The sequence below is a fragment of the Agrobacterium tumefaciens genome (genome assembly GCA_025560025.1).
Lineage (GTDB): Bacteria > Pseudomonadota > Alphaproteobacteria > Rhizobiales > Rhizobiaceae > Agrobacterium.
Window position 1 is genome coordinate 115923 of the sequence record CP048487.1, and the last position, 21805, is coordinate 137727.

Below are 21805 nucleotides of genomic sequence, written 5' to 3' on the forward strand. Positions count from 1 at the left end.
ATGCATTTGCCGGTCTTCTTGCCGATCAAGTTCTAGCCCTTTATCTGCATGTTCTGCCGGGGAGCAAACCTAACTATCAGCGATCCGGGATAACGAACACTTCTTTTGCGGATGACGACGACCGATACAGCAACACAACGTACCTTAGATCAGTTTCAGCTTTGTGGCCAATGCAGTCGTCTGGGGAAGGGTGACGGTCTTAAGTTTCTGTCGAATGTTTTTCATGTGAAAATTGACAGTGTGGTGCGTCATGTTCTCGAGGAGGGCTATCTCTTGCGTCGTTTTCCCCTCGGCGGCCCACTTGAGCACTATTGACTGCCGCGCCGTCAATTCGATGGCCGGTGCTCTAATCGATGCGGCCTCGGTTGCCTCCACGCACATGTGGAGTAACCCCACAGCGTTTGCACTCAAAACGGGTTGCAGTTGGTATTTTTGGGGCAAGGCCACATCACCGGAGAAAAGTGAAAGGGTGAAGAAATCGCTGAACGGCGCCATCACGGGCATGCATATGCCGGCCCTGATGCCCGCCTCGTCGGCACTGGAATAGAATGTCTGGTGGGGTCTGCGCGCAGTTTTTCCTTCATGCTCAAAATCAAAGACGAATGGTGCCATTTTTTCACGGGCATGGGTCAGGACTGGATCGATCCTGTCGAAATGCTCCTGCCGATATATGTCCAGCCACTCCTTTGGGGCATTGGACAAGATGGAGTTTCCCAACCCCGGGTGACGGACAGTCACCACATGATAAAAGTCAAACCCCAGTTCCCGGGTCAGGTGATCAAGCAGTTCGGCTGTCGCCCGACTGGTTTTCATCATGGATGTCGTATCGATCAATTTGCGTAGCCAAGCGTTCATCCCGCGTCTTATCCCACCGCCTCGAGCGGCGCCTTTGCCATTGAGCGCCATTGGTGGGTCCCGAGATTCTCGATTTTTGCCGGCCTTTTGACATGGTCCAGGCGTTGGAACCTTTGTACTGCGGTCGCTCCCGCAGCCTTGGGCAAAGAAGGTGTGTACAAGGGGTGCGCAATTCGAAGGACAGTTCGCATTTGCTGAAGTGTTTCGTCTGAAACGTCGAACACGCCGCAACACACCGGGAGCCGGCCGTAACCGTCAGCACGGCCAATCTCCTCCACGATCAATCCCGCTCGCCGGTATACTCTTTCCATTGGCGGCTCGTAATTCGACACAAGTGTTTTGATGCCATGCGCGAAGGAGCATTCGAACAAGGCCAGCAAAAGGAACCCAAACGCTCTTGATGGGCTGAGCGTCGGTTGAGACTCTTTGAGGAGGTCGACATCAAGGCACATTCGCGTGCCCTCCCATGCGACTGGAGACACTAGATCCTTTTCCGGCAACGTTCGCCTGAACACATCATGCAGCAATGTCGGCCCTGTCGTCGGCATGAGCCGCACCGTGCCATAGAGATGTCGCGCGTCCTTGTCACACCAGACCAGGTAGACGGCGCCCAAACCGTCATAAGCGTCCCGTTCAAGGCCGCGATGCACATCGACCTGCCAGCCAAGACAATCGTGAAAAACCCGGTTCCGCAATCTGAACGATTGCTCCAGTAGGCCTGCATACCGATGATATTGATAGGGTTGGATGAGAAGGAACACGCGCCAATCTCCGATCATGTGTCGGAACAGGATGCACGGAAATCCTGGCTTGCCCATTGCTACGGATGGGCACAAACAATTGAGGTATTGCGCGGAAAGTTAAAGGTCTATGGCGTTGTGCCACGGGGTGGAAAGCCAGGTTCGAGCTGCTGCATCAAATGGTGATCAGCCTGAATTTCATCGCCTGGACTGCGGCAGACGAAATAGTTGCGCATCCGAGCTTCAACCGGCCAGACTTGAGGTAGCTCCTTGCCGTATGCTCGGAAATACCGAGAATGAGTGCAATATCCTTGTGGTCTTTTCCGCGTGCTACCCAGGATAAGCACTCCCGCTCACGTGCGCTAAGACCCGGAACAGGGTCTTCTCCCTTGTGGATCTCGTTGATCGCCTTCATATGGATCTGATATCCGAGTTCGATCCAGTCCGACCGATTGTCTGCAACAATTCTGTCCCAGTTTTGCGAGGTGTCTGCCGCGCTGACGGAGAAAATCGCGCGTCGGCCGACCTTGTCAGTAATGGGGATCGAATAACCGGACTTTCCGACGCCATGTTGCCAGGCGTCATCAAAGAACGCTCCAATTTCGGGCGTCATTTCGAATTCACGCCAATCGAATGGAAGCTGGCGCAAAAAGCCCTGTTGCACGACAGGATCCACCTGGACATATCGGTTCAGGAAATATCGTGCGATCCATTCCGGACTGTAGGTTGACTGAACAAACGGTGCGTCAAGATCGCTGATCACAGTCGCGGTGAGGTGGTAGGTGACGAAATCGACGTCGTAAATTTCCTGAACAGATAAAAGAGCCTCATAGACTGTGGCGGCATCTGTGATTGTCTCGATAGCTTTAGCGAGATTCGCAGATACTGTTTTCATGCGGTAACCCTTTCCGATGTATGGAGATTCCATGGCGCAGACGAGAACCGCCTTGTTCCCCACGGGTGCTCAACGACAACCTGCCAGCGTTTTAGATCCCCGAACTTCCTTGTGGTTTTGCCGCTCCTCTTTCGGTCGAAGCCGTGGCAGGCTGTCGCGCGTCTCGACCTATTGTGCGGCTACAGGCACGACTTTGGCGGAATGCTCGCTTCAAAACCGATACCGGCATGTCTTCCAGCCTCGGTCAGCCTGGCGCTCGGTCGCCATAGCGGGTTTGTCCGAAGTCATACCGGTCGACCGACCTGGTCTGGCGGCAACAACTTTCCGATGCGGACGGTGCAACGTCCAACCGCGCCGTAGCGACGGCATGGCAATCAGTGTGCTGTGTCCGGTTGGTGGGTGAATCTGGCTCGGCAGCAAAAATCGCCGTGCTGCGGGAGCATTTCTCACTATCAGGATGATGCGATGATATTTCAAGGATAACGACGCCACGCTTGCGATTTTGTCGCCATGCGTTGGATAGGAAGCCAGTCCGACGCCGTTCCCGCTCTCTTTCTTCTTCGATCTGGTCAAATACCCGCCCTTACAATGCTTGTCTCGTGAGCTGCCAACCTGTGTCGGCAGCCACTGTCTCCTCCAATACCAAAAGCTAAATTTAAAACATGTCACAATGCGCCATGTTTGGCGACTACTACTTCTAGTAGTCGATTTTAGAGCCAAATTGAGAGAAATTGATACATTGATCGTAAAGAGGGTGGCTCAACGCGGGGAATAAACTCCCTTCTCTAAGGGCATTCTGCCGAGTAAAGGGCATTTCATGAAAAAATTGATCCTGATCGGTTCGGTTGATGCGGACTTCTTTCTCCTCCTTTCACACATTCTGGAGGTTGAGGGTTATCAGGCTCGAATGGCCAGAGGCATCGAGGAGATGTCCCATCTTGCCGACGATCACCAGGTCAGGGCTGTACTGCTTGACTGCCGACCTGATCCCTTTCCGGCGGTTGAGGTGTGTGCCAGGATCAAGGGGAAACATCGCACGGCGAGCGTTCCCGTCCTCGCAATCATTGGTGCGGGCGGCGAGGGGCAATATGTCGATATGCAGCGGGCCGGCGCAGAAGAGTGTTTCGTTCGGCCTTTTGCGCCGATCAAGCTGCTTGAATACCTGCGCAAGACTGCGTTCAGCCGGACCCTGCCTCGAGCGCGATCAGGTCAGCTATCCTACGGCGGCATCGAGATTGATTTCGAGCATCATCGCGTTTCAAGAAATGGTCTGAACATTCACCTGGGACCACTGGAATTTTCTGTCTTGTCCTGCCTGATGGAGCGCCCGACCGAGATTTGCCGGCGCGCAGAACTGATAACTGCAGTGTGGCCCGGCCTGCATCATGTCGAAGAGCGCACGCTGAACGTCCATATAGGCCGATTGCGAAAGAGACTGAACCGGAACGGCCAACCCGACCTTATCCGCACCGTCCGGGGAGTCGGCTACATTCTGGAATCCCCTTCGCCTGAAGCCCCAGCCGCTTTTGGAGACGATCGCAATGTCTAATCGGCTCGACAGGATCATACGCGGCGCTTGCGTGATAACGGGAGATGGCGCCACATTTCATGAAAACGCCTCCATCGGTATCCGCGATGGCAGAATTGCGTTCGTCCAGCCAGGAAATATATCCGTCAATCCTGACGAGATCGATGTCATCGACGCTCACGGCCACACGGTTATACCGGGCGTTATCAACGCGCATGCCCATGGCTGCGTCAGCGGCCCATCCATGCCGAGCGGTTCGTCCCCTGTCGACGGGCAAGTGATTGTCTGGAACAGGAACAGGCACCTCCTCGAGGGGACGACCACGTTATTGAATGTATGCGGTTTGGCGTTGTCTGATGAGGCGTTTGCGGATGATGCACATCCGCTTGATGTCCATATCTCCACCGCTCACACTCCTTCCAATATCGAAGCGGCCCTGGCGATCGATGGCGCCGGTCTATCCGAACGGCATCGACATGCATCCATCGACGAAGCTTTGTCGCAAGGAGCAAAAGCGCTTGGCGAGGTTGGCGGGGGGCAGACACTTGGCGGAGGTGCGCAGGAGTATCGGTTCATTCCCGAAGCGATGAAACGCGTGACGGGCCAAGACGTGTCAGCTCTGGTTTCACGCCAGCTGCGAAATGCCGTGGTCGGGCGATACTTGAAAATCGAGGATGGGGTGTCCGATGGCGAATTACAGGCGATACTCGATGGCTGCGGTTTGTCCGACTCTTGCGACGCAAGGACTGTCCGTCAGGTTATTCTCGATTCCGTGATGCCACCGGTTGATCTCGCGTTGAGTGGCTTTGAGGAAGTGGCGCGGGAAGCCGCGCGTGTCGGCTTCCCGGCGATTTTTCACAATTCTGCGCCGTCGGTCCGGCGCCTGATCGAAGTCGCCGAGAGATATCCAAACGCAAACATTGTCGCGGGTCATTCGAACCATCCGATGTTTCTAGCGGATGAATCCGTATCGTTCGCACACCAACTGCGAAGACGTGGCGTCACGATCGATGTCTCAACGCTCGACAGCATCCAGACCCGTTGGCGGAATAATCCGGCGAATTTCGACGCGCTTATCGAGGACGGATGCGTCGATACGATCTCGACTGACTATGCCGGCGGACATTGGGACAGCATCCTCCTTGCAATCCAGCGCATTGTTCACAAAAAGCAGATGTCACCGGCTGCAGCTGTCGCATTGGCAACCGGGAACGTCGCACGCGCCTTTCCCCAATTGGCCAGCGATCGTGGTTTGATCGAGAAGGGGAGGCGCGCGGATCTCGTGATCGTCGATAGCGTCAATCTGGGTCGCGTTCGCCACATCATCATCAATGGCAAGGTGGTGGTCTGGAATGGAACGATCAATGGCAATGGTCCGGGCCCTTCTGCGGCTAGGCGACGGGATGAATGATCACAGGTCGGCCGAAACCTCTCGCAGGAAGGGCAGAGGATCACCGGATTTGAGCTGGTCAATTGCCCTGTCGAAAACGTCCTCACGCGCTGCACTCATTTTTCCTCTGCAAACCTGCCGAAACTTTTCCTTGAGTTCGTCCCAAAGCATCGGTCGGCCCGCATCGCCACGCGCCATCGCGGTGGTGGACGTTATATCGCCCGAAGGAGTGGTCAATTTCACCCGCGCCAACGTTTCCGCCGGAAATTTCTGGTCGATCTGATCATCAATCGTCAAGGTAACCGCGGCGGCAAGGGAACAGATTTCCCGGTCATCGAGAAGTTGCTCATCGATGGGCGCGAGCGCACATGCACCGCGCCGGACGGCCGCGGCCAGACAAAAAGGCAGACTGTACTGAGCCTCCACAAGGTTTTTCGGGCCGACCTTGTTTTGCAGCCGCCGAGCCCATTGGAACGTGTGGACCTCGATTGACAGAACGTCTTTCGGCTGGAGTCCCCGGCTTTGCATCAGGTCGAGCGTCGCATCGATGGCGGGATGGATATAGCGGCAACAGGAATACGGCTTGAAATAGGTTCCCAGGATTTCCCAGGTCAGACCAAGCCCATTCTCGATACGATCCCTATTGAAGTGGGACGCGTGATCGAGAATGTCTTCCGGACCCGTAAATCCCTCTTCGGCCAGTTCGAGTGCGGTGAGGCCGGTGACGACACTCCACGGGATTCCTTCTTTCGCATTATTTCCGGTAAGCTTCGAATAGCCGGAACTTCCGTTTGCGGCCTGATTGGGGGCCCATACACCGTTAATCGCCAAGGCATTGGCGAGACGATCCCGGCCTGTGCGATGGATACTGCCGGCTGCAGCGACCGCGCCGTAGCCGGCCCATAAACCGCTTTGGCGACTTTTTATGTTTTCAGGGTTTTGTGCGGCGGCGATCCGGATGGCGATCTCGTAACCGGCGACGATCGCAGCGATGAGTTGGTCCGGGTCGATTGCACGGTCCGCGTAGGCGGCCAGAACAGCGGGGATCACCGCAGCACCTGGATGTCCGCGCGCGGCACGATGACCATCATCGAAATCAAGGGCGCAGACAGAAGCCGAATTGGCAAAGGCGGCGCCGGTGGTCGATAACCGACGGTCCGAAAACCAGAGAGGGGCATTTCCGGGACCAAAAATTCGGGTTGCAACCAGTCTGGCGCTGGTCGACCCGGTGACAAATTTGCCGGCGAGGGCGCAGGTCGCGGCGTCGAAGAGGCAGCAGAGCGCCTTGTTCCGGACCTCCACAGGCACGGCATCGAAAACACGGTCAGCAATGCATTCGGCGAGAAGCTTCGTGATATACATAGGAGCATCTCTCAGTGGGTCGCTTCTGCAACCGTCGCTTCGCCGGCGCCATCATTTGTGATGCCCGACAAGGTCTCATAGACATGGGCGGCCACATAAAGGTCCAGCATGGGCAAACCGACACAGGTGATGTGGACAGGTTTTTCCTGTCCGATTTCCGAAGAATCCAAGATCGCCGTCACTGACCGGATGCCGAGCACGGATCCCGATTGCTCCAGCGTCGTACCTTTTCGTGAGAAGTGAAGCGCGAGGCTTTGCGAACCACGACGCGACACCATCGCCACGTCGTCGCAAAGAACACGACCGCACCGCAGCGCCCGTTCCAGATGTGCCGGGGGTGTTTCATCCCCACCCAGATGAAGCACGGCAGCGTCGCCTATCTCTCCGGCCTCGAAAACGGGAGCCTTCGCGTTTGATGCAGTAATCACAAAATCGCATCGACCGAGATCGAGGTTGTCCCGAACCGGCACGATATCGAAGGTTACCGTCTCTCCCAGCGATCTCGCGAGCCGTATGGCTGAGTCACCTGTCCGGCTGCGGACAAGGACCTCGCGAATATTTTCCCCGTGGCATCGATCAAGCGCCAGTATAATTTTCTCGGCAATTGGTCCGGCGCCGAACAGGAAGACAGACGCATCCCGACGGGGCGCAAGCAATCGCTCAAGAACAAGCGTCGCATAACTCGCCGTTCGGGCGGCAGAGATGTCGGTTCCATCGAGCAGGCAAAGAGGAAGAAGGGTAAATTTGTCCATGAGGATAATTGTGGACCGTGACCGTGGAAGACCGAGCTGGCGATTGAGGGCGTTTGCACCGACGATTTTCACTGCCCCGTAGCGGCTGTTGACGCTTGAGAGGCAGGATAACTTCCAGCCAAGGCGCTCCTCCAGCGAACCTGCATCCTTGATCAAGGGATGCCTGTCGATCTCCCCGGGCGTGATGGAAAGCACCGATTTCGTGCCGTAAGCGGAACCGCGGGCAATGTCGTCCCACGCTTTGCCGGCGACCTCATGGACAATCTTTCCATCGAGGAGTGTCCCGTTCCCGGCGATCTCTGTCGCCGAGTAACACGGTATGTCTGACAGGCTTGGACTGATAATTCTTCCACTCATGCGAGTTCCTCCCGAACATCCGAACGAGAGGATTTCAGCAGGAATCGGCGGGAAATAAAGCCAAGATTAGCTATCTTTTATGCAACAATATGCATTCCGGTTATATAGGACTGTCCCCGGATTGAGGCGAGCCTCCTGGCGTGCGGATCGTATCGAGCAGAAACCGCAGGTCGTCTTTCAACTCAAGATGCTTGAGGAACTGGAGCATTTCCAGTCCTCCGTTTCCATGCAAGCGTACCGCCGACAGGCGCAAAAACTTCTCCTCCAGGAACGAAGGGGCGAGCGGATTGGCAGCATCGCCCTTTGCAACCTCGACAGTGGCCTCCACGACGCGGCCGTCGAGCAGGTGAAGACGAACCCTTGCCGCGTGGTGGTGGCTCGATCGATCCGTCGACCTCAGAGGAAAGAGCCGGATTTTTGCCGTCAGCTCGCGCACTGTTTGATCCAGGAAACGCGAAGGCGCAAACCATTCAGGACCGGCCGCGTGTCCGAGCACGCCCATGGTGATTGCAAAAGGTGCGCTGAACTGGGCCGCCCAGATATCGCGGGGTTCGGGATCATTGAACGGGGCACGGCAGACGATCTCGGAAGCGAAGACCTCGATCTCCCTGACGTCATGACCGGTCCCGTCAACAGCCCCGAGGACGAACGCTTCAACAGCAGCTTCGACGCTGCTTTGAATGATCCTGCAGCAGCTGAACGCCTTGAAGCCGACGTGTCGTATTTCGTAGCGAATATCGGGACCGATTTTCAGCCGCGACGGATCGACGTCGTCCGCCCCCGCCATACGCCAGAAACCGGTTTCCCCTTCGAAAACGTCAAGCGGCCCCTCAAATCCTGCACGAGCAAGAAACGCTGCGTTCACACCACCCATTGCTGCGGTCGCAAAATTGTTCTTCGCCATTGTCGGTGTGGTCCCGTAAACGGTCTTCATGACCGACGCAACAGGGGCATTGACAGCCGCGATTGCCAGGGCATGGGCCGCTTGCTGATGATCGAGTTTCAGCAGTTTCGCCGATGCGGCGGCTGCGCCGAATATTTGCCAGGTGCCGTGGCCATGGACTGTCTTGCGCGGCGTGTTGTGGACGAGCGACATGCCGATGCGGCATCCCACCTCATACCCGGCGACGATTGCAGCAATCAGGTCGCACCCTGTGGAGCGAGAGCGGTTGGCAAGCGCGAGTGCGGCAGCAACCACTGTCGCCCCGGGATGCCCCTTCCAGTAGATGTCATCAAGGTCAAGGGCGTTGGCCAAAGTCGCGTAATGAAATGCCTGCCAGGCGGGATCCGGACAGGGCGCGTTAGTGAAACCTCCGGATATATCCGCCGCAAGCCGTTCCAGACTCGGAGCGACCGGGGTTTGATGACCACCGAAAAAGCACCCGACCGAGTCCATCAGGCAGAGCTTTGCTTTCTCTACCACGTCCGGCGGAAGATTCTCAAAACTCGCATTCACGAGGTACCCGGCAAGGGTCTGCGTTGCGGGGGTTGTCATGGCGCCCTCTCGACTATCAAAAAGAGGCAGGCAGGTCTGTTTTGCTGCGACAAGTCGAACATAGCTCATCGCAGGCAGAATTTTCGACTGCCAAATGTTGAGCTGTTGGTCCCGGCGTTTCAGCAAGACCCGCCCGGGATGTTGCGTTCGGAAACTGCTGACGATGGCGCGCCATCGGAATAAGCCGGCGCACGTCATTTATTCGTTGGCTGTCCAATCGTGCGGTCGCGATGGTCGTTCCGTCCGAGGCGCGGGCGATGACTTGTCCCCACGGATCGCAAACCAGCGAGTTGCCGAAACATTGCCGGGCCTCGCCACCGGCGGCAAGGTAACTGCCCCACTGGCCGCAGGCGGCGAAATAGACCTGGAACTCGATGGCGCGCGCTCTGCACAGGACCTCCCAATGATCCTTTCCTGTCTGCATCGTGAAGGCAGCCGGCAGAATGACGAGATCGACCTTGTTCTCGGCAAGTTGATCGAACAGGCGGGAAAACCGGAGATCGTAGCAGATAGCGGCTCCGATCCGGAAGCCGCCAGCCTCGTAGACAAGCAGGTCGTGCCCTGGCGCGACTGTGGCGGACTCCCGATAGGCTTTGCCGTCCGGAGCCACGATGTCGAAAAGATGAATTTTGCGGTAGCGGCCGACCTCCCTGCCGTCGGGATCGAACACAACGGTGGTGTTGTATATACGATTTTCCCCGGGAACACGCTCAAGCATGCTGCCTGCGTGGAGCCATAATCCGTGCCGGCAAGCAAATTCCTGTGCCATCCTGTAAGCCGCACCACCCGGCATGTAGTCTGCCGCCGCCAGCTTTTCCGCGGGGGTGCCGCCTGACCAGTCGAAATGCTCCGGCAGGACGATCAGATCCGGCACCTCCTCCTTAACGGCCTTGAGCATCAGAGCCTGCGCCTGACGCAGATTGGCCCTGCGGTCCGGCTGGGAGTTCATTTGAATGAGCGAAATTTTCATTGGGATTGCCCCTCATCGTACGCGAAGATTGAATGGCCTGCCGCAAGATGGGCACGCAGTCGGGCGGACCGTTCTTGACGCTTCAGCGCAGCCTCACCCAGGCTGCGCATCCGTGAACGGTCTGCGACGAAGATCCCGGAGTTGTCGGCGAGCACCGCGAAACCGGGAAGGACCACCGTGCCGCCGCAGGCGACGGGAACGTTGATGGATCCACCAATCCGGAATGTCCGGTTCGTGGTTTTTGCCGAGACGCCGCGACACCAGACCGGCAGCCCTGATGCGACAATTTCCTCGACGTCAGTGCACGGGCCGTCGACAATAATGGCAGCGGCGCCGCGTGCCTTTGCCGCTGTCGCGACACCGCCACCGACACAGGCGATGTCGTCCCCGTCGATCCTCGCGATGACGAGAACGTCGCCCGGCTGGAGAAGGTCGATCGCCTTGTAGATCACAACGCCGTCGCGGCCCGGAGCCGCGACGGTAAGGGCTTGGCCGGTGACCTTCGCGGAGCAGACCGGGCGGAGGCTCGTGCTGAGAAAGCCGAGATGTTCGGTATGTCCGATGGTTGCTGTCTCAACATCGCGCAGCAGGGCGCAGAGGTCCGTTGGGAGAGGGGGCTCTCCCGTTTTTGTCCGATACTGTTCCATGGATTAAGGTCTTCTTGCTGGCGTCTGAAATGATCAGACCGGGCGTTCGCCCGCGGTCGTGGTTCGGTGCATGATCCGGATCGTGTTCGGATCGAAGGAATCCCGACGATGCATGGTGCAGCGATTGTCCCACATCATGATGTCGCCTTTGGTCCATTTCTGGACAAAAACCTCTTTCGTGTCTGTCGTATGGCGCCACAGGCGCTTCAGCAGATCGTCGCTTTCATCAAGTGGCATACCGACAATCCAGGCGCCCTCCGCCGTTCCTCCAAGATAAAGCGCCTTGCGCCCGGTTTCGGCCTGGGTCCGCACCAGCGGGTGGACGATACCGCTCCACTCACGGAAATCGCTGGTCCTCGGCTCCTCCTTGCCGAGCCGCAGCTTGCCGGTCTTGTCGTAGACATTCTGGAAGAATATCTGCCGGCCGTCGATTTCCTTTCGCACGTCGTCCGGCAACGTGTCGTAGGCCTGATAGGTGGAGAGAAAATAGGTGTCTCCGCCTTCAGCCGGCACCTCCACCGCCCGCAAAATGGCACCAGCTGGCGGACGTTCGTAGAACCATGTGTCCGTATGCCAGGTCGCCTCGCTGTTGCCCATGGCGCCCGACGGTTTGCCGTCCTTCATGGTGTTGGCGATCACCAGGATTTCCTTGTGCGTGGGGTGTCCACCTTCCTGCAATTGCTTGGGGTGGATCACGAATTCCCCGAACTGACGGGAAAAGTCGACTTGCTGCTGGTCTGTGATGTTGGCACGCCGGAAGCGAAGCACGCCATAGTGGAGCCAGTATTTGCGAACCTCTGCAATGTCCTGTTCGTCATAGTCGTTGAAGTCGAAGCCAACGATATCAGCGCAAACGTTGCTTCCGTCCTGGACCGCTGAAATTCTTCGAGTATTGAGCATATGTTCGTTCCTTCCTTGCATATTTCGTCTCTGCAAGGGAAGAGTAGCGCGACCGATCTTCCCGTCTCCAATATCAATTTGAGTTCATTGATATGGATACACGATCAATCCTAACCTTCGAGAAGCTGCACGGCGTTGGGATCGATGGAGAGAACGACGGGTTGCCCAACGCGCAAATCAGGCAGTCGCGTCGACCGCACAAGCGACTTGAGCACGGTCCTGTTTGACAGGGTGACAAAGCATTCCCGGTAAGCGCCGAGATTGACGATCCGCGTCAGGGTTCCGTCGATCCTGTTGACCGGGGAGGGCACTCCCTCGCCCACAGGCGTGAGACGGACGGCCTCGGGACGCAGGCAACAGTAGTGGACGGAGCCTGGATTTTCTGGCGACGCGGCCGTCAGGGTAAGGCCGTCTTCGAGCACAACAATTGTCGATCCCCTTTCTGCTCTCACGGACGCAACCGGCAGAAGATTCGACTTTCCGATAAAATCTGCAACGAAACGCGATCGGGGATGATCATAGATATCATCGGGCTTGCCTTCCTGGGCCACGAGACCTCCATGCATGACCACGATGCGATCGGACATGGCCATCGCTTCGTCCTGGTCGTGGGTAACATAGATGAAGGTCATGCCGAGCTCTTCCTGTATCTCCTTGAGCTCGATACGCATCGCCTCCCGCAGTTTGAGGTCGAGATTGGAGAGAGGTTCATCGAGTAGAAGCAGGGACGGTTTCGGCGCGATCGCCCGGGCAAGCGCCGTCCTTTGTTGCTGGCCGCCGGACAGTTCTTTCGGATAGCGCTGTTCAAATCCCTCAAGATGCACGCGTCTCAGTGCCGATCGCACCTCGGTCTCGGTCTCGGCGCGCGGAATTCCCTTCATCTTGAGGCCAAAGGCGACATTTTCGGCGACCGTCATGTGCGGGAACAGGGCATAGTTCTGGAAGACCAGGCCGATCCCGCGTTTCTCCGGCGGAACGCCCAACTGGCTCCGTCCCCTGATCCTTATGTCTCCACCAGAAGGATCGGAGAACCCGGCGATCATGTTCAGGGTGGTTGTCTTGCCGCACCCGGACGGACCCAGAATGCTGACGAATTCTCCGGCCGGAATGGAAAGATCGATATTGTCGACGACCCGATTGGCTCCATAGCTCTTGGAAACCGTGATCAGTTCTATGTCCATTGTGCTCATTTGCTTCCACCATGTATCTGTGTCGAAAAACCGCCGATCCGCTCAAACAGGAAGACGGCTGCAAGAATAAAAAGGAGGGAGGCGACGTTGACCGCCGCCAACACCGGGTCGAGGCTGTATTCAAGGTGATTGATGACGGTGATGGGCAGTGTCGTCTCGCCAGGCCGGACGAGGAAGACCGACAAGGGAATGTTGTTAAAGGAGAGAATGAAGGCGAAGGTCATTCCTGAAAACAGGCCGGGTTTGATCAGGGGCAGGAGGATGTAGCGGATCCTTTGCAACCTGTTTGCGCCCAGGACACGCGCGGCAAGATCAAGCCGTTTGTCGACATTGAACATTGCTCCTGCGATCATCCTCACGACGAATGGCAGGGTGAGGATGACGTGGGCCATGATCAGGCCCGGCGTGCCAAGGAGAGTGTAAAACCCGGTCGACGACAGGAACAGAACGATCGCCACCCCCTTGACGATTTGCGGAACGGAGAGGGGGGATAACAGGAAGGACATGATTGCGGCATGGCCCGGGCACTTCTCGTAGGCGACCGCAAAAGCGGCGAGCAGCCCGAACAGCCCGCTCAGAACCGTGACAATCAACGCCAGTTCGACACTCAGCAAAAACGGATCAATCCAGCGACCTGACATGAGGGCGCCGTACCATTTTGTCGTCCAGAGCGATGGCTCAAAAACAATCCTCGCCGTCGGACTGACGGAGGCCACAAGCACGACCAACAGCGGGAGCGTGATGAATGCGAGGATAAGTCCAAGTGAGGTCCTGAACGTCACCGATAAAAAACTGTTCACGACGGTCTCCTACAGATGCAGTTTGTTGTGGAGGCGCGCCTCAATGCGCGAGCCGATGAAGATGGCAACGAGTATTGCCACGAGCAACACATTCGCCATCACGGCGGCAAACGGCCAGTCGATGTAAAAAAGCACCTGCTCGTAGACCATTGTTGCCAGCACCTTGAAGCCCGCACCGCCAAGCAGCGCTGGTGTCGCATAGGCGCTGGCCGCCATTGTGAAAGCGATGAGCAGGGAGCTGACGATCCCGGGAACGGAAAGTGGTAGAACAATGTGGTGCAGCACGGCTGGACGGGAAGCCCCCAGGACTTGTGCAGCCTTTTCAAGATTGGGATTGATGCCTTGCAGGCTCGTCATCAGGGAAAGAACCCCGAAAGGCAGAACGACATGCGTCAGGCCAGCGACGACGCCGAACATGCTTCTCGACAATGGCAGCGGTTCGGAGATCAATCCCGCCCACAGCAGCATCGAGTTTACAAAACCCCGGTCCTCGAGGATCACGAGCCAGCCATAGGTGCGCAGGACCACACCGGCGAGTTCCGGTGCGATTGCAAGTGCGAACACAACCAGGCGCCATCGTGACGTCGAACGAGCCAGATAATAAGCAAGCGGATACGCCATGACGGTCACGCAAATGGCGACGAGGCCCGACATCAGCATCGTGCGCGCCAGACCCGCCATCATCAGATCATCAGCAAAGAACCGCTGATAATTGGCAATGGTCCACGCCTGGTCGTCGCTTCCGTGGAAACTCATTCCAATCATCATGCCCATTGGCAGAGCGAAGAAGAGCAAAAGGACCGTTGAAGGCGGCACCAGCGAGGCATAGGGCCTGAGTGTAAATCTCCGATGGCGTTTGGGTTCAAATGTCGACTGGAGTTCGATTGTTGTCATGGTCGCCCCCTTATCGCGCTGCCGCGATCACTTCACGCTCCCACCGCGCACCCCATTCGGGCAACTTGGCTGCGAGACCTGAAAGGTCGGGAAGAAGAAGGGTCTTCAGATCGGCCTCGGTGGTGATTTGACGTGCGCGGACGGCATCGGGGACTTCAATATCGGTGCGGGCGCTGCCGACGTTATAGCCGGTCACCCATGCTTCCTGACTGGATTTTTCGAGAAAGAAATTGACGAACCTGTACGCCATGTCCTTGTTGCGAGCGCCAATCGGCACATTCAAGGTCGCAACGAGCGGGATGGTTCCTTCCTTCGGTCTCACGTAGTCAACCGGCAGACCGCTGTCGATGAGGAGTTGTGCACGCCCGTTCCAGAACGGCATGGCCCAGACCTCGCCCTCCTTCAGGTAATTTTCCATGATCGAAGAGGACTGCTCGAAGCCCATCGATTGCTGGGCGAGCCTGCCCATGGCCTCGAAACCGGGGTCAACGTTGCCCATGAGGTCGCCACCATTCGTGACGGACATAATCTGCATGAGATATGCCGCCATGATATTCTGAAATGTGGGAAGGATCACCTTGCCCTTCAGTTCCTCGTCAAACAACGCGGACCAGGAAACCGGCGCCGTTGCGAGTTTGTCCTTGCGCCAAAGAAGAGAAAGATACTGGACTTCGTGGACGGCTCCGCAGACGCCGGCGATGCCGCTGATGTCCGGGTTTAGTTCCGCGATGTTCGGTACGGTTTCCGGCGAAAATTTTTCGAGAAGGTTATCCCGGCATCCATCGAGCGATTGTGACGCAGTCATGACGACGACGTCAAAGCCTGGCCTGCCGCGTGTCGCCTTGATTTTCGCGTAGTCCTGCGATGCGGATCCGACCGCGTCATAAATAACCTTCACATTGAACTCTTTTTCAAAGGGTTCAATGATCCGACTGCGGATAATATCTTCGTACGGTCCGCCGTAGCTGTTGACGATCAACTGCTCGGCGGTCGCCTTGGCGGCCATAGTCATTGTTACACTTAATGTAACAAACACGATTTTCCATTTCATCGTTCACCCTCACGTTTGTCTGATTGATTGGCGCTCCGGAAAGACTTTGCGAAAGAAATGCGTTCACACTCCAATATTAGTTTTCAATTATTGATCGGATTTCACGAATAATAAAACTCCCGATATCATTGGAGTGGAGCAGGCGATCAACATCGCCGCGCCTGCCGTCTGCTGACGGAAGATCGGTTTCCCCAGGGAGAGGCGGCCCGGATTTCAAGGCTGTGGGCAACATGAGAGAGAAAACAGGCGAATCCTTACGGAGATCGCAAAAAACGCCGAACCAGAAACGGTACCGGACCTCGTCACCTTGAGTACGTGCTTCTATGGCGCACCAGGCCGCTATGGTCGCGGCCTGCAAGCCATAGAGATCGCGTATCACCTCAAAGGCGACAGCAGCGTGTATTCCGTCACACACTTCAACGGGTGAGAATGGCAAAGATGGCAATGCAGCAGATAGTTCCGACATGACGACTCTCCATTGAGAGTCCGGCCGAGTTTGGAAGTCGTTTGTGGCCGGACAATGCCTTGGCGACCTTCGCCGTCCGGATGCACATCGACTGTCATGTCAGTTCCAAGGATAGATCAATCTGCCGGCAGGGTGAAGCCAATTTTCGTCAACTGGCGCACCTGTGATCGATTATTGAAGCGAGGAGACGATCCGCCCATCGGGATGCATTTCAAATGCATACTGGACGTATTTTTACTTTAAATTGGACGGAAGATAGTTTAATGATAGACGGATGATAGATCGACTACGAACCAATCGAACCCTTATCGAGCGCAAAGCGTATTCCTTGGTTGAAACATCGCTATCGGATACGCGCGTCGTTCTTATCGCCGGCCCGAGACAGGCGGGGAAAACGACACTTGCGCGGCAATTTGAAGGTCCTGACCGGGCCTATCTCACTTTGGACGACGTGGGTACGCTGCAGGCTGCAAGGACCGATCCTGTCGGTTTCATAAGAGGTGTCGACCGCGTTGTGATAGACGAGGTGCAGCGAGCTCCGGAACTGATGTTGGCGATCAAGGAAAGTGTTGATCGTGACGAAACACCAGGGCGTTTCTTGCTGACGGGTTCTGCAAATCTAACGGCCATCCCATCCATAGCCGATTCCTTGGCGGGTAGAATGGCAGTCATTCCGCTGCTACCTCTAGCGCAGGCGGAGATTCAGTCTGCACCCGGCCGCCTTTTGGATCGGCTGTTTGCGGGAGAGGCGCCAGTTGTAGAGACTGCCGCCACCATTGGAACGGATCTGATCGACATTGTTTTAAGAGGGGGGTACCCTGAGGCAATACGCAGACCGACGCCGGGTCGACGGACTGCCTGGCTTGAGGACTATGTTGCGCTTATTCTGGACCGTGACGTGCGAGATATCGCCAATATTGATCAACTCGATCGGATGCCACGTCTTCTGAACATATTGGCCGAGCACGCTGGACAGCTGGTCAATCATTCCAGCTTTGGTTCGGCTCTCGGGTTATCCAGTGTCACGACACAGAAATACGTTGCGATCCTTGAACGCTTGTTCCTGATTAAGACTTTACCTCCATGGTCGAACAATCGACTTAGTCGTCTAGTCAAGACGCCAAAGCTACACTTCATTGACACGGGATTGCTGGCCAGCATGCGAGAAGACGAAGCCGAACGGTTACGACAGGACCGCACACGCTTTGGTGCTCTGTTGGAGAGTTTCGTTGTGTCGGAGTTGATGAAATTGGCGTCCTGGAGCGAGCGACGCGTTTCATTCTCTCACTACAGGACCAAGGATCAGGATGAGGTCGATGTCGTTATCGAAGATCGGCGTGGTCGTATTATCGGAATCGAGGTTAAGGCATCGGCTACGGTGAGGGCGCAAGATTTCCGTGGATTGCGCCAACTGCAGGAGGCTGTTGGTGACCGGTTCGTCAGGGGGCTGGTGTTGCACGATCATGATCGCGTGACGCCGTTTGGTGAAAAATTGCAGGCAGCTCCTACGTCGGTTTTATGGACGATGTAGATCGCGTAATCTGTCTTATGGAACTCACCCGCCGTAGACGATCAGCAGATCCTTGGCGTCGATCTGGTCACCCGGCTTCACCAGCACTTCGGCAATGGTGCCGTCGCGGTCGGCATGCAGCGCCGTTTCCATCTTCATGGCTTCAATAGAAACCAGCACGTCGCCGGCTTTCACGTCCTGGCCCACATTGACGAAAACCGTGGAAATGACACCCGGCATCGGCGCACCGAGATGGGCGGCATTGCCGGCTTCGGCCTTGCGGCGGGCCTTTGCGGAGGCTGCCAACGACCGATCCGGCACCTTGATGAGACGCGGCTGGCCGTTTAGTTCGAAGAACACCTTGACCAGACCCTGCTCATCCGGATCGGACGTTGCCAGCAGCACGACGACGAGATCCTTGCCCTTTTCGATCTGCGCCGAGACTTCCTCGCCGTTTTCCAGACCGTAGAAATAGGCGGGCGTCGGCAGAACCGAAACCGGACCATAGGTCTGGCTGGCCAGCGCGAAATCGGTGAAGACCTTCGGATACATCAGGTAGGAGGCGAACTCGTAGTCGTTGATGGCCCGGTCGAGCTTGGTTTCGATGGCCTTGCGCTCGGCATCGAGATCGGCTTCCGGCAACAGCGAGCCCGGTACCACGGTGTAGGGCGTATCATCCTTCAGTGCCTTCTTCTGCAGCGCAGCCGGCCAGCCGCCCGGAGGCTGGCCGAGATCGCCCTTGAGCATGGAAATCGCCGAGTCCGGGAAGGACACGTCCTTGTCCGGGTTCTCGACATCCGCCACCGTCAGATCCTGGCTGACCATCATCAGCGCCATGTCGCCCACAACCTTGGAGGACGGCGTGACCTTGACGATATCGCCGAACATCTTGTTCGCGTCGGCATAGGCCTGCGCCACTTCATGCCAACGGGATTCGAGGCCCAGCGAACGGGCCTGTTCCTTGAGGTTGGTGAACTGGCCGCCCGGCATTTCGTGCAGATAGACCTCCGAAGCCGGTCCCTTGAGGTCGCTTTCGAAGGCCGCATACTGGTTGCGCACCGCTTCCCAATAGAAGGACAGGCGACGAATCCAAGCGGCATCGAGACCGCTGTCGCGCTCGGTGCCCTTGAGTGCTTCGACAATGGAGCCCAGGCAGGGTTGCGACGTGCCGCCCGAGAAGGCATCCATGGCCGCATCGATCGCATCGACGCCGGCATCGACCGCTGCCAGAACGCTGGCCGCCGAAACGCCCGACGTATCATGCGTGTGGAAATGGATCGGCAAGCCGGTCGCCTCGCGCAGCGCCTTGAACAGAACCTTGGCCGCGCCGGGCTTCAGAAGGCCCGCCATGTCCTTGACGGCGATGATGTTGGCACCAGCCTTTTCCAGCTCGACAGCAAGGTCGGTGTAATATTTCAGGCTGTACTTGGCACGCTCCGGATCGAGAATATCACCGGTGTAGCAGATCGCCGCCTCGCAGAGCTTGTTCTCTTCAAGAATGGCGTCCATCGACACGCGCATGTTGTCGACCCAGTTGAGGCAGTCGAACACGCGGAACAGATCGATGCCGCCGCGCGCGGCCTGACGCACGAAATACTTCACGACATTGTCGGGATAGTTCTTGTAGCCAACGCCGTTCGCCCCGCGCAGAAGCATCTGCAACAGGATATTTGGCGCACTTTCGCGGATCAGCGCCAGACGCTCCCACGGGTCTTCCGTCAGGAAGCGCATGGACACGTCGAAAGTCGCGCCGCCCCAGCATTCCAGCGAGAACAGGCCCGGTAGAGCCTTGGCGTAGGTCCCGGCGACGGAGGCGATATCATAGGTGCGCATGCGCGTGGCGAGCAGCGACTGATGACCGTCACGCATGGTCGTGTCGGTCAGCAGAACACGCTTTTCATTGCGCATCCATTCGGCAAAACCCTTCGGGCCGAGCGCGTCGAGCTTCTGCTTGGTGCCGTCGAGGATCGGAGCATCGATACCGGGCACAACCGGCGCGGCTGCATCAGCCGGAGGCTTGGCCCGGCCCCGCGTTTCCGGGTGACCGTTCACCGTCACATCGGCAAGATAGGTCAGCAGCTTCGTTGCGCGGTCCTGCCGCTTCACCTGCTGGAACAGTTCCGGTGTCGAGTCGATGAAGCGCGTAGTATAGGTGTTATCCCTGAACTTCGGATGCGTGATGATCGCTTCCAGGAAGGTCAGGTTGGTGGCAACGCCGCGAATACGGAATTCGCGCAATGCGCGATCCATGCGGCTGATCGCCTGATCGGCCGTCGGTGCCCAGGCCGTGACCTTCACCAGCAGCGGATCGTAGAAGCGGGTGATAATGGCTCCGGCATAAGCGGTACCGCCATCGAGACGGATGCCGAAGCCCGCCGCCGAACGATAGGCGGTGATGCGACCGTAATCAGGAATGAAATTGTGTTCCGGGTCTTCGGTGGTGATGCGGCACTGCATGGCATGGCCGTTCAGCCGGATTGCCTCCTGCGGCGGCACGCCGGATTCGGGCGTCCCGATGGCGAAGCCTTCGAGGATGTGGATCTGCGCCTTGACGATGTCGATGCCCGTCACCGTTTCGGTCACGGTGTGCTCCACCTGAATACGCGGGTTCACTTCGATGAAGTAGAACTTCCCGGTATCGGCATCCATCAGATACTCGACGGTGCCGGCGCCGATATAATTCGTCGCCCTGGCAATTTTCAGCGAGTAATCCGCCAGCTCCTGACGCTGCGCTTCCGAAAGATAAGGAGCCGGTGCGCGCTCCACGACCTTCTGGTTACGGCGCTGGATGGAACAATCACGCTCGAAAAGGTGAACGGCATTGCCGTGCGTGTCGCCGAGTATCTGGCTTTCGACGTGGCGCGCACGCTCGACGAGCTTTTCGAGATAGACCTCATCCTTTCCGAAGGCAGCCTTGGCCTCACGCTTGGCTTCCGTCACCTCGCGCATCAGGTCGTCGGCGGAACGAATGACGCGCATGCCGCGACCGCCACCGCCCCAGGACGCCTTGAGCATCACCGGATAACCGATCTCTTCGGCCATGCGGGCGACTTCCGCCGGATCATCCGGCAGCGGCTCGGTGGCCGGAACCACCGGCACATTCACCGACATCGCCAGATTGCGGGCGGCCACCTTGTTGCCGAGCCGGCGCATGGTTTCGGCCTTCGGACCGATGAAAACGATACCTGCATCGTTGCAGGCCTCAACGAACTCAGGGCTTTCGGACAGGAGACCGTAACCGGGATGGATGGCATCGGCGCCGGAGAGCTTCGCAACGCGAATGATCTCCTCGATGGACAGGTAACTTTCGATCGGCCCCATGTCTTTCGAAAGATGCGGGCCCCGCCCGATCCGGTAGCTTTCGTCGGCCTTGAAGCGGTGGAGCGACAGCTTGTCCTCCTCGGCCCATACGGCGACGGTTGCGATCCCCAATTCATTGGCCGCCCGGAACACACGGATAGCGATCTCAGATCGGTTGGCGCAAAGAATTTTCCGTATGGTCATCGGTTCCTCCCGACCAACTCAGAATTTATAAGGAATAAATGGTCCCGTCTCTCCCAGACAGGCCAGGCATTACAGTTCGCCAGTTATGAACTGTGCCCTGCCGTAACCGAAGGACCAGTCCTCATCAGTATTTTCGACGAAGGATATGATCACGTCCGTATAGTCGATCCCGCATCGATCTCGAAGGGCGTCGCAAATGTTGCGATAAAAGGCTTGCTTGGCAGCACCCGTCCTTGGACGTGAAACGACTTCGATAAGAACGATCTTATCCGTCCGTACAATACCAAGTCCCGTGTCGAGAAGCCTGACATGCGAGGATTCGTGCTCGGACAAAACCTGATAGCGGTCGCGCTCGGGCACACCGAATGACGCAACCATCGCATCGTGAGCGGCGTCAAGGAGCGTATCGATTTCAGCAGCCGTTCGCCCCTTTACGAGGTGAAACTTCAAAAGAGGCATGTTTCTAATCTCCAGCCAGCCGAAAGTTCGCTCAGGAAGC

Annotated in this window: 19 protein-coding genes; 3 read left to right on the plus strand and 16 right to left on the minus strand. The window is 57.2% G+C overall.

Annotated features, from left to right (window positions below; translation table 11 throughout):
* Positions 1–144: 144 nt before the first annotated feature.
* From FY152_24215 to FY152_24225, 3 genes are all read right to left on the minus strand, one after another.
* On the minus strand, positions 145–855 hold the full coding sequence (locus tag FY152_24215; protein ID UXS35497.1) for an autoinducer-binding domain-containing protein: 711 nt from the start codon (positions 853–855) through the stop codon (positions 145–147).
* An 8-nt stretch (positions 856–863) separates the two neighbouring features.
* On the minus strand, positions 864–1616 hold the full coding sequence (locus FY152_24220; GenBank protein ID UXS35270.1) for an N-acyl-L-homoserine lactone (AHL) synthase: 753 nt from the start codon (positions 1614–1616) through the stop codon (positions 864–866).
* A 154-nt stretch (positions 1617–1770) separates the two neighbouring features.
* The gene (locus tag FY152_24225) at positions 1771–2490 is read right to left on the minus strand and encodes a LuxR family transcriptional regulator (GenBank protein ID UXS35271.1); all 720 of its coding nucleotides are present in this window, start codon (positions 2488–2490) and stop codon (positions 1771–1773) included.
* Between the two features lie 817 nt (positions 2491–3307).
* Here FY152_24225 and FY152_24230 point away from each other — a divergent pair.
* Positions 3308–4039: a response regulator transcription factor gene (locus tag FY152_24230; GenBank protein ID UXS35272.1), complete on the plus strand. Its 732-nt coding sequence runs from the start codon at positions 3308–3310 to the stop codon at positions 4037–4039.
* A complete protein-coding gene (locus tag FY152_24235) occupies positions 4032–5429 on the plus strand; it encodes an amidohydrolase family protein (protein ID UXS35273.1) in 1398 nt (465 codons plus the stop codon). The genes FY152_24230 and FY152_24235 overlap by 8 nt, the downstream gene beginning before the upstream one ends.
* On the opposite strand, the gene FY152_24240 is transcribed toward FY152_24235, so the two are convergent.
* The 11 genes from FY152_24240 to FY152_24290 form a co-directional block, all read right to left on the minus strand.
* Positions 5430–6770: an MmgE/PrpD family protein gene (locus FY152_24240; protein ID UXS35274.1), complete on the minus strand. Its 1341-nt coding sequence runs from the start codon at positions 6768–6770 to the stop codon at positions 5430–5432.
* Between the two features lie 11 nt (positions 6771–6781).
* Entirely contained in the window at positions 6782–7879 is a 1098-nt protein-coding gene (locus FY152_24245; GenBank protein ID UXS35275.1) for an ornithine cyclodeaminase, read from the minus strand.
* Between the two features lie 100 nt (positions 7880–7979).
* On the minus strand, positions 7980–9374 hold the full coding sequence (locus FY152_24250) for an MmgE/PrpD family protein (GenBank protein UXS35276.1): 1395 nt from the start codon (positions 9372–9374) through the stop codon (positions 7980–7982).
* Positions 9375–9390: 16 nt separating this feature from the next.
* Entirely contained in the window at positions 9391–10344 is a 954-nt protein-coding gene (locus tag FY152_24255; GenBank protein UXS35277.1) for a carbon-nitrogen hydrolase family protein, read from the minus strand.
* Positions 10341–10991 (minus strand): RraA family protein, encoded by a 651-nt coding sequence (locus FY152_24260; protein ID UXS35278.1) that lies wholly within the window; start codon positions 10989–10991, stop codon positions 10341–10343. The genes FY152_24255 and FY152_24260 overlap by 4 nt, the downstream gene beginning before the upstream one ends.
* Before the next feature lie 33 nt (positions 10992–11024).
* Positions 11025–11891, minus strand: coding sequence for a TauD/TfdA family dioxygenase (locus FY152_24265; GenBank protein ID UXS35279.1), 867 nt, complete (start codon positions 11889–11891; stop codon positions 11025–11027).
* Between the two features lie 110 nt (positions 11892–12001).
* Positions 12002–13072: an ABC transporter ATP-binding protein gene (locus FY152_24270; GenBank protein ID UXS35498.1), complete on the minus strand. Its 1071-nt coding sequence runs from the start codon at positions 13070–13072 to the stop codon at positions 12002–12004.
* 5 nt (positions 13073–13077) lie between these two features.
* A complete protein-coding gene (locus FY152_24275) occupies positions 13078–13881 on the minus strand; it encodes an ABC transporter permease (protein UXS35280.1) in 804 nt (267 codons plus the stop codon).
* Between the two features lie 9 nt (positions 13882–13890).
* Positions 13891–14775, minus strand: a complete 885-nt coding sequence (locus FY152_24280) for an ABC transporter permease (protein UXS35281.1) — start codon at positions 14773–14775, stop codon at positions 13891–13893.
* A gap of 10 nt (positions 14776–14785) precedes the next feature.
* Entirely contained in the window at positions 14786–15826 is a 1041-nt protein-coding gene (locus FY152_24285; GenBank protein ID UXS35282.1) for an ABC transporter substrate-binding protein, read from the minus strand.
* A 76-nt stretch (positions 15827–15902) separates the two neighbouring features.
* Entirely contained in the window at positions 15903–16292 is a 390-nt protein-coding gene (locus FY152_24290) for a hypothetical protein (GenBank protein ID UXS35283.1), read from the minus strand.
* A gap of 274 nt (positions 16293–16566) precedes the next feature.
* Here FY152_24290 and FY152_24295 point away from each other — a divergent pair, with 274 nt between their 5' ends.
* Entirely contained in the window at positions 16567–17823 is a 1257-nt protein-coding gene (locus FY152_24295) for an ATP-binding protein (GenBank protein UXS35284.1), read from the plus strand.
* A gap of 24 nt (positions 17824–17847) precedes the next feature.
* Here the strand turns inward: FY152_24295 and pyc are convergent, their stop codons facing one another.
* Together pyc and FY152_24305 are read right to left on the minus strand one after the other, a co-directional pair.
* Complete coding sequence (gene pyc, locus FY152_24300) at positions 17848–21306, minus strand: pyruvate carboxylase (GenBank protein ID UXS35285.1); 3459 nt, start codon at positions 21304–21306, stop codon at positions 17848–17850.
* A 69-nt stretch (positions 21307–21375) separates the two neighbouring features.
* The gene (locus tag FY152_24305; protein UXS35286.1) at positions 21376–21765 is read right to left on the minus strand and encodes a tautomerase family protein; all 390 of its coding nucleotides are present in this window, start codon (positions 21763–21765) and stop codon (positions 21376–21378) included.
* Between the last annotated feature and the right edge of the window lie 40 nt (positions 21766–21805).

What these genes read in the sequence shown, in the direction of transcription:
- pyc (UXS35285.1), bottom strand. Translation starts at nt 21,306, where the DNA reads ATGACCATACGGAAAATTCTTTGCGCCAACCGATCTGAGATCGCTATC.
- FY152_24225 (UXS35271.1), bottom strand. Translation starts at nt 2,490, where the DNA reads ATGAAAACAGTATCTGCGAATCTCGCTAAAGCTATCGAGACAATCACA.
- FY152_24240 (UXS35274.1), bottom strand. Translation starts at nt 6,770, where the DNA reads ATGTATATCACGAAGCTTCTCGCCGAATGCATTGCTGACCGTGTTTTC.
- FY152_24285 (UXS35282.1), bottom strand. Translation starts at nt 15,826, where the DNA reads ATGAAATGGAAAATCGTGTTTGTTACATTAAGTGTAACAATGACTATG.
- FY152_24230 (UXS35272.1), top strand. Translation starts at nt 3,308, where the DNA reads ATGAAAAAATTGATCCTGATCGGTTCGGTTGATGCGGACTTCTTTCTC.
- FY152_24280 (UXS35281.1), bottom strand. Translation starts at nt 14,775, where the DNA reads ATGACAACAATCGAACTCCAGTCGACATTTGAACCCAAACGCCATCGG.
- FY152_24250 (UXS35276.1), bottom strand. Translation starts at nt 9,374, where the DNA reads ATGACAACCCCCGCAACGCAGACCCTTGCCGGGTACCTCGTGAATGCG.
- FY152_24255 (UXS35277.1), bottom strand. Translation starts at nt 10,344, where the DNA reads ATGAAAATTTCGCTCATTCAAATGAACTCCCAGCCGGACCGCAGGGCC.
- FY152_24295 (UXS35284.1), top strand. Translation starts at nt 16,567, where the DNA reads ATGATAGATCGACTACGAACCAATCGAACCCTTATCGAGCGCAAAGCG.
- FY152_24305 (UXS35286.1), bottom strand. Translation starts at nt 21,765, where the DNA reads ATGCCTCTTTTGAAGTTTCACCTCGTAAAGGGGCGAACGGCTGCTGAA.
- FY152_24290 (UXS35283.1), bottom strand. Translation starts at nt 16,292, where the DNA reads ATGTCGGAACTATCTGCTGCATTGCCATCTTTGCCATTCTCACCCGTT.
- FY152_24260 (UXS35278.1), bottom strand. Translation starts at nt 10,991, where the DNA reads ATGGAACAGTATCGGACAAAAACGGGAGAGCCCCCTCTCCCAACGGAC.
- FY152_24270 (UXS35498.1), bottom strand. Translation starts at nt 13,072, where the DNA reads ATGGACATAGAACTGATCACGGTTTCCAAGAGCTATGGAGCCAATCGG.
- FY152_24235 (UXS35273.1), top strand. Translation starts at nt 4,032, where the DNA reads ATGTCTAATCGGCTCGACAGGATCATACGCGGCGCTTGCGTGATAACG.
- FY152_24245 (UXS35275.1), bottom strand. Translation starts at nt 7,879, where the DNA reads ATGAGTGGAAGAATTATCAGTCCAAGCCTGTCAGACATACCGTGTTAC.
- FY152_24215 (UXS35497.1), bottom strand. Translation starts at nt 855, where the DNA reads ATGAACGCTTGGCTACGCAAATTGATCGATACGACATCCATGATGAAA.
- FY152_24265 (UXS35279.1), bottom strand. Translation starts at nt 11,891, where the DNA reads ATGCTCAATACTCGAAGAATTTCAGCGGTCCAGGACGGAAGCAACGTT.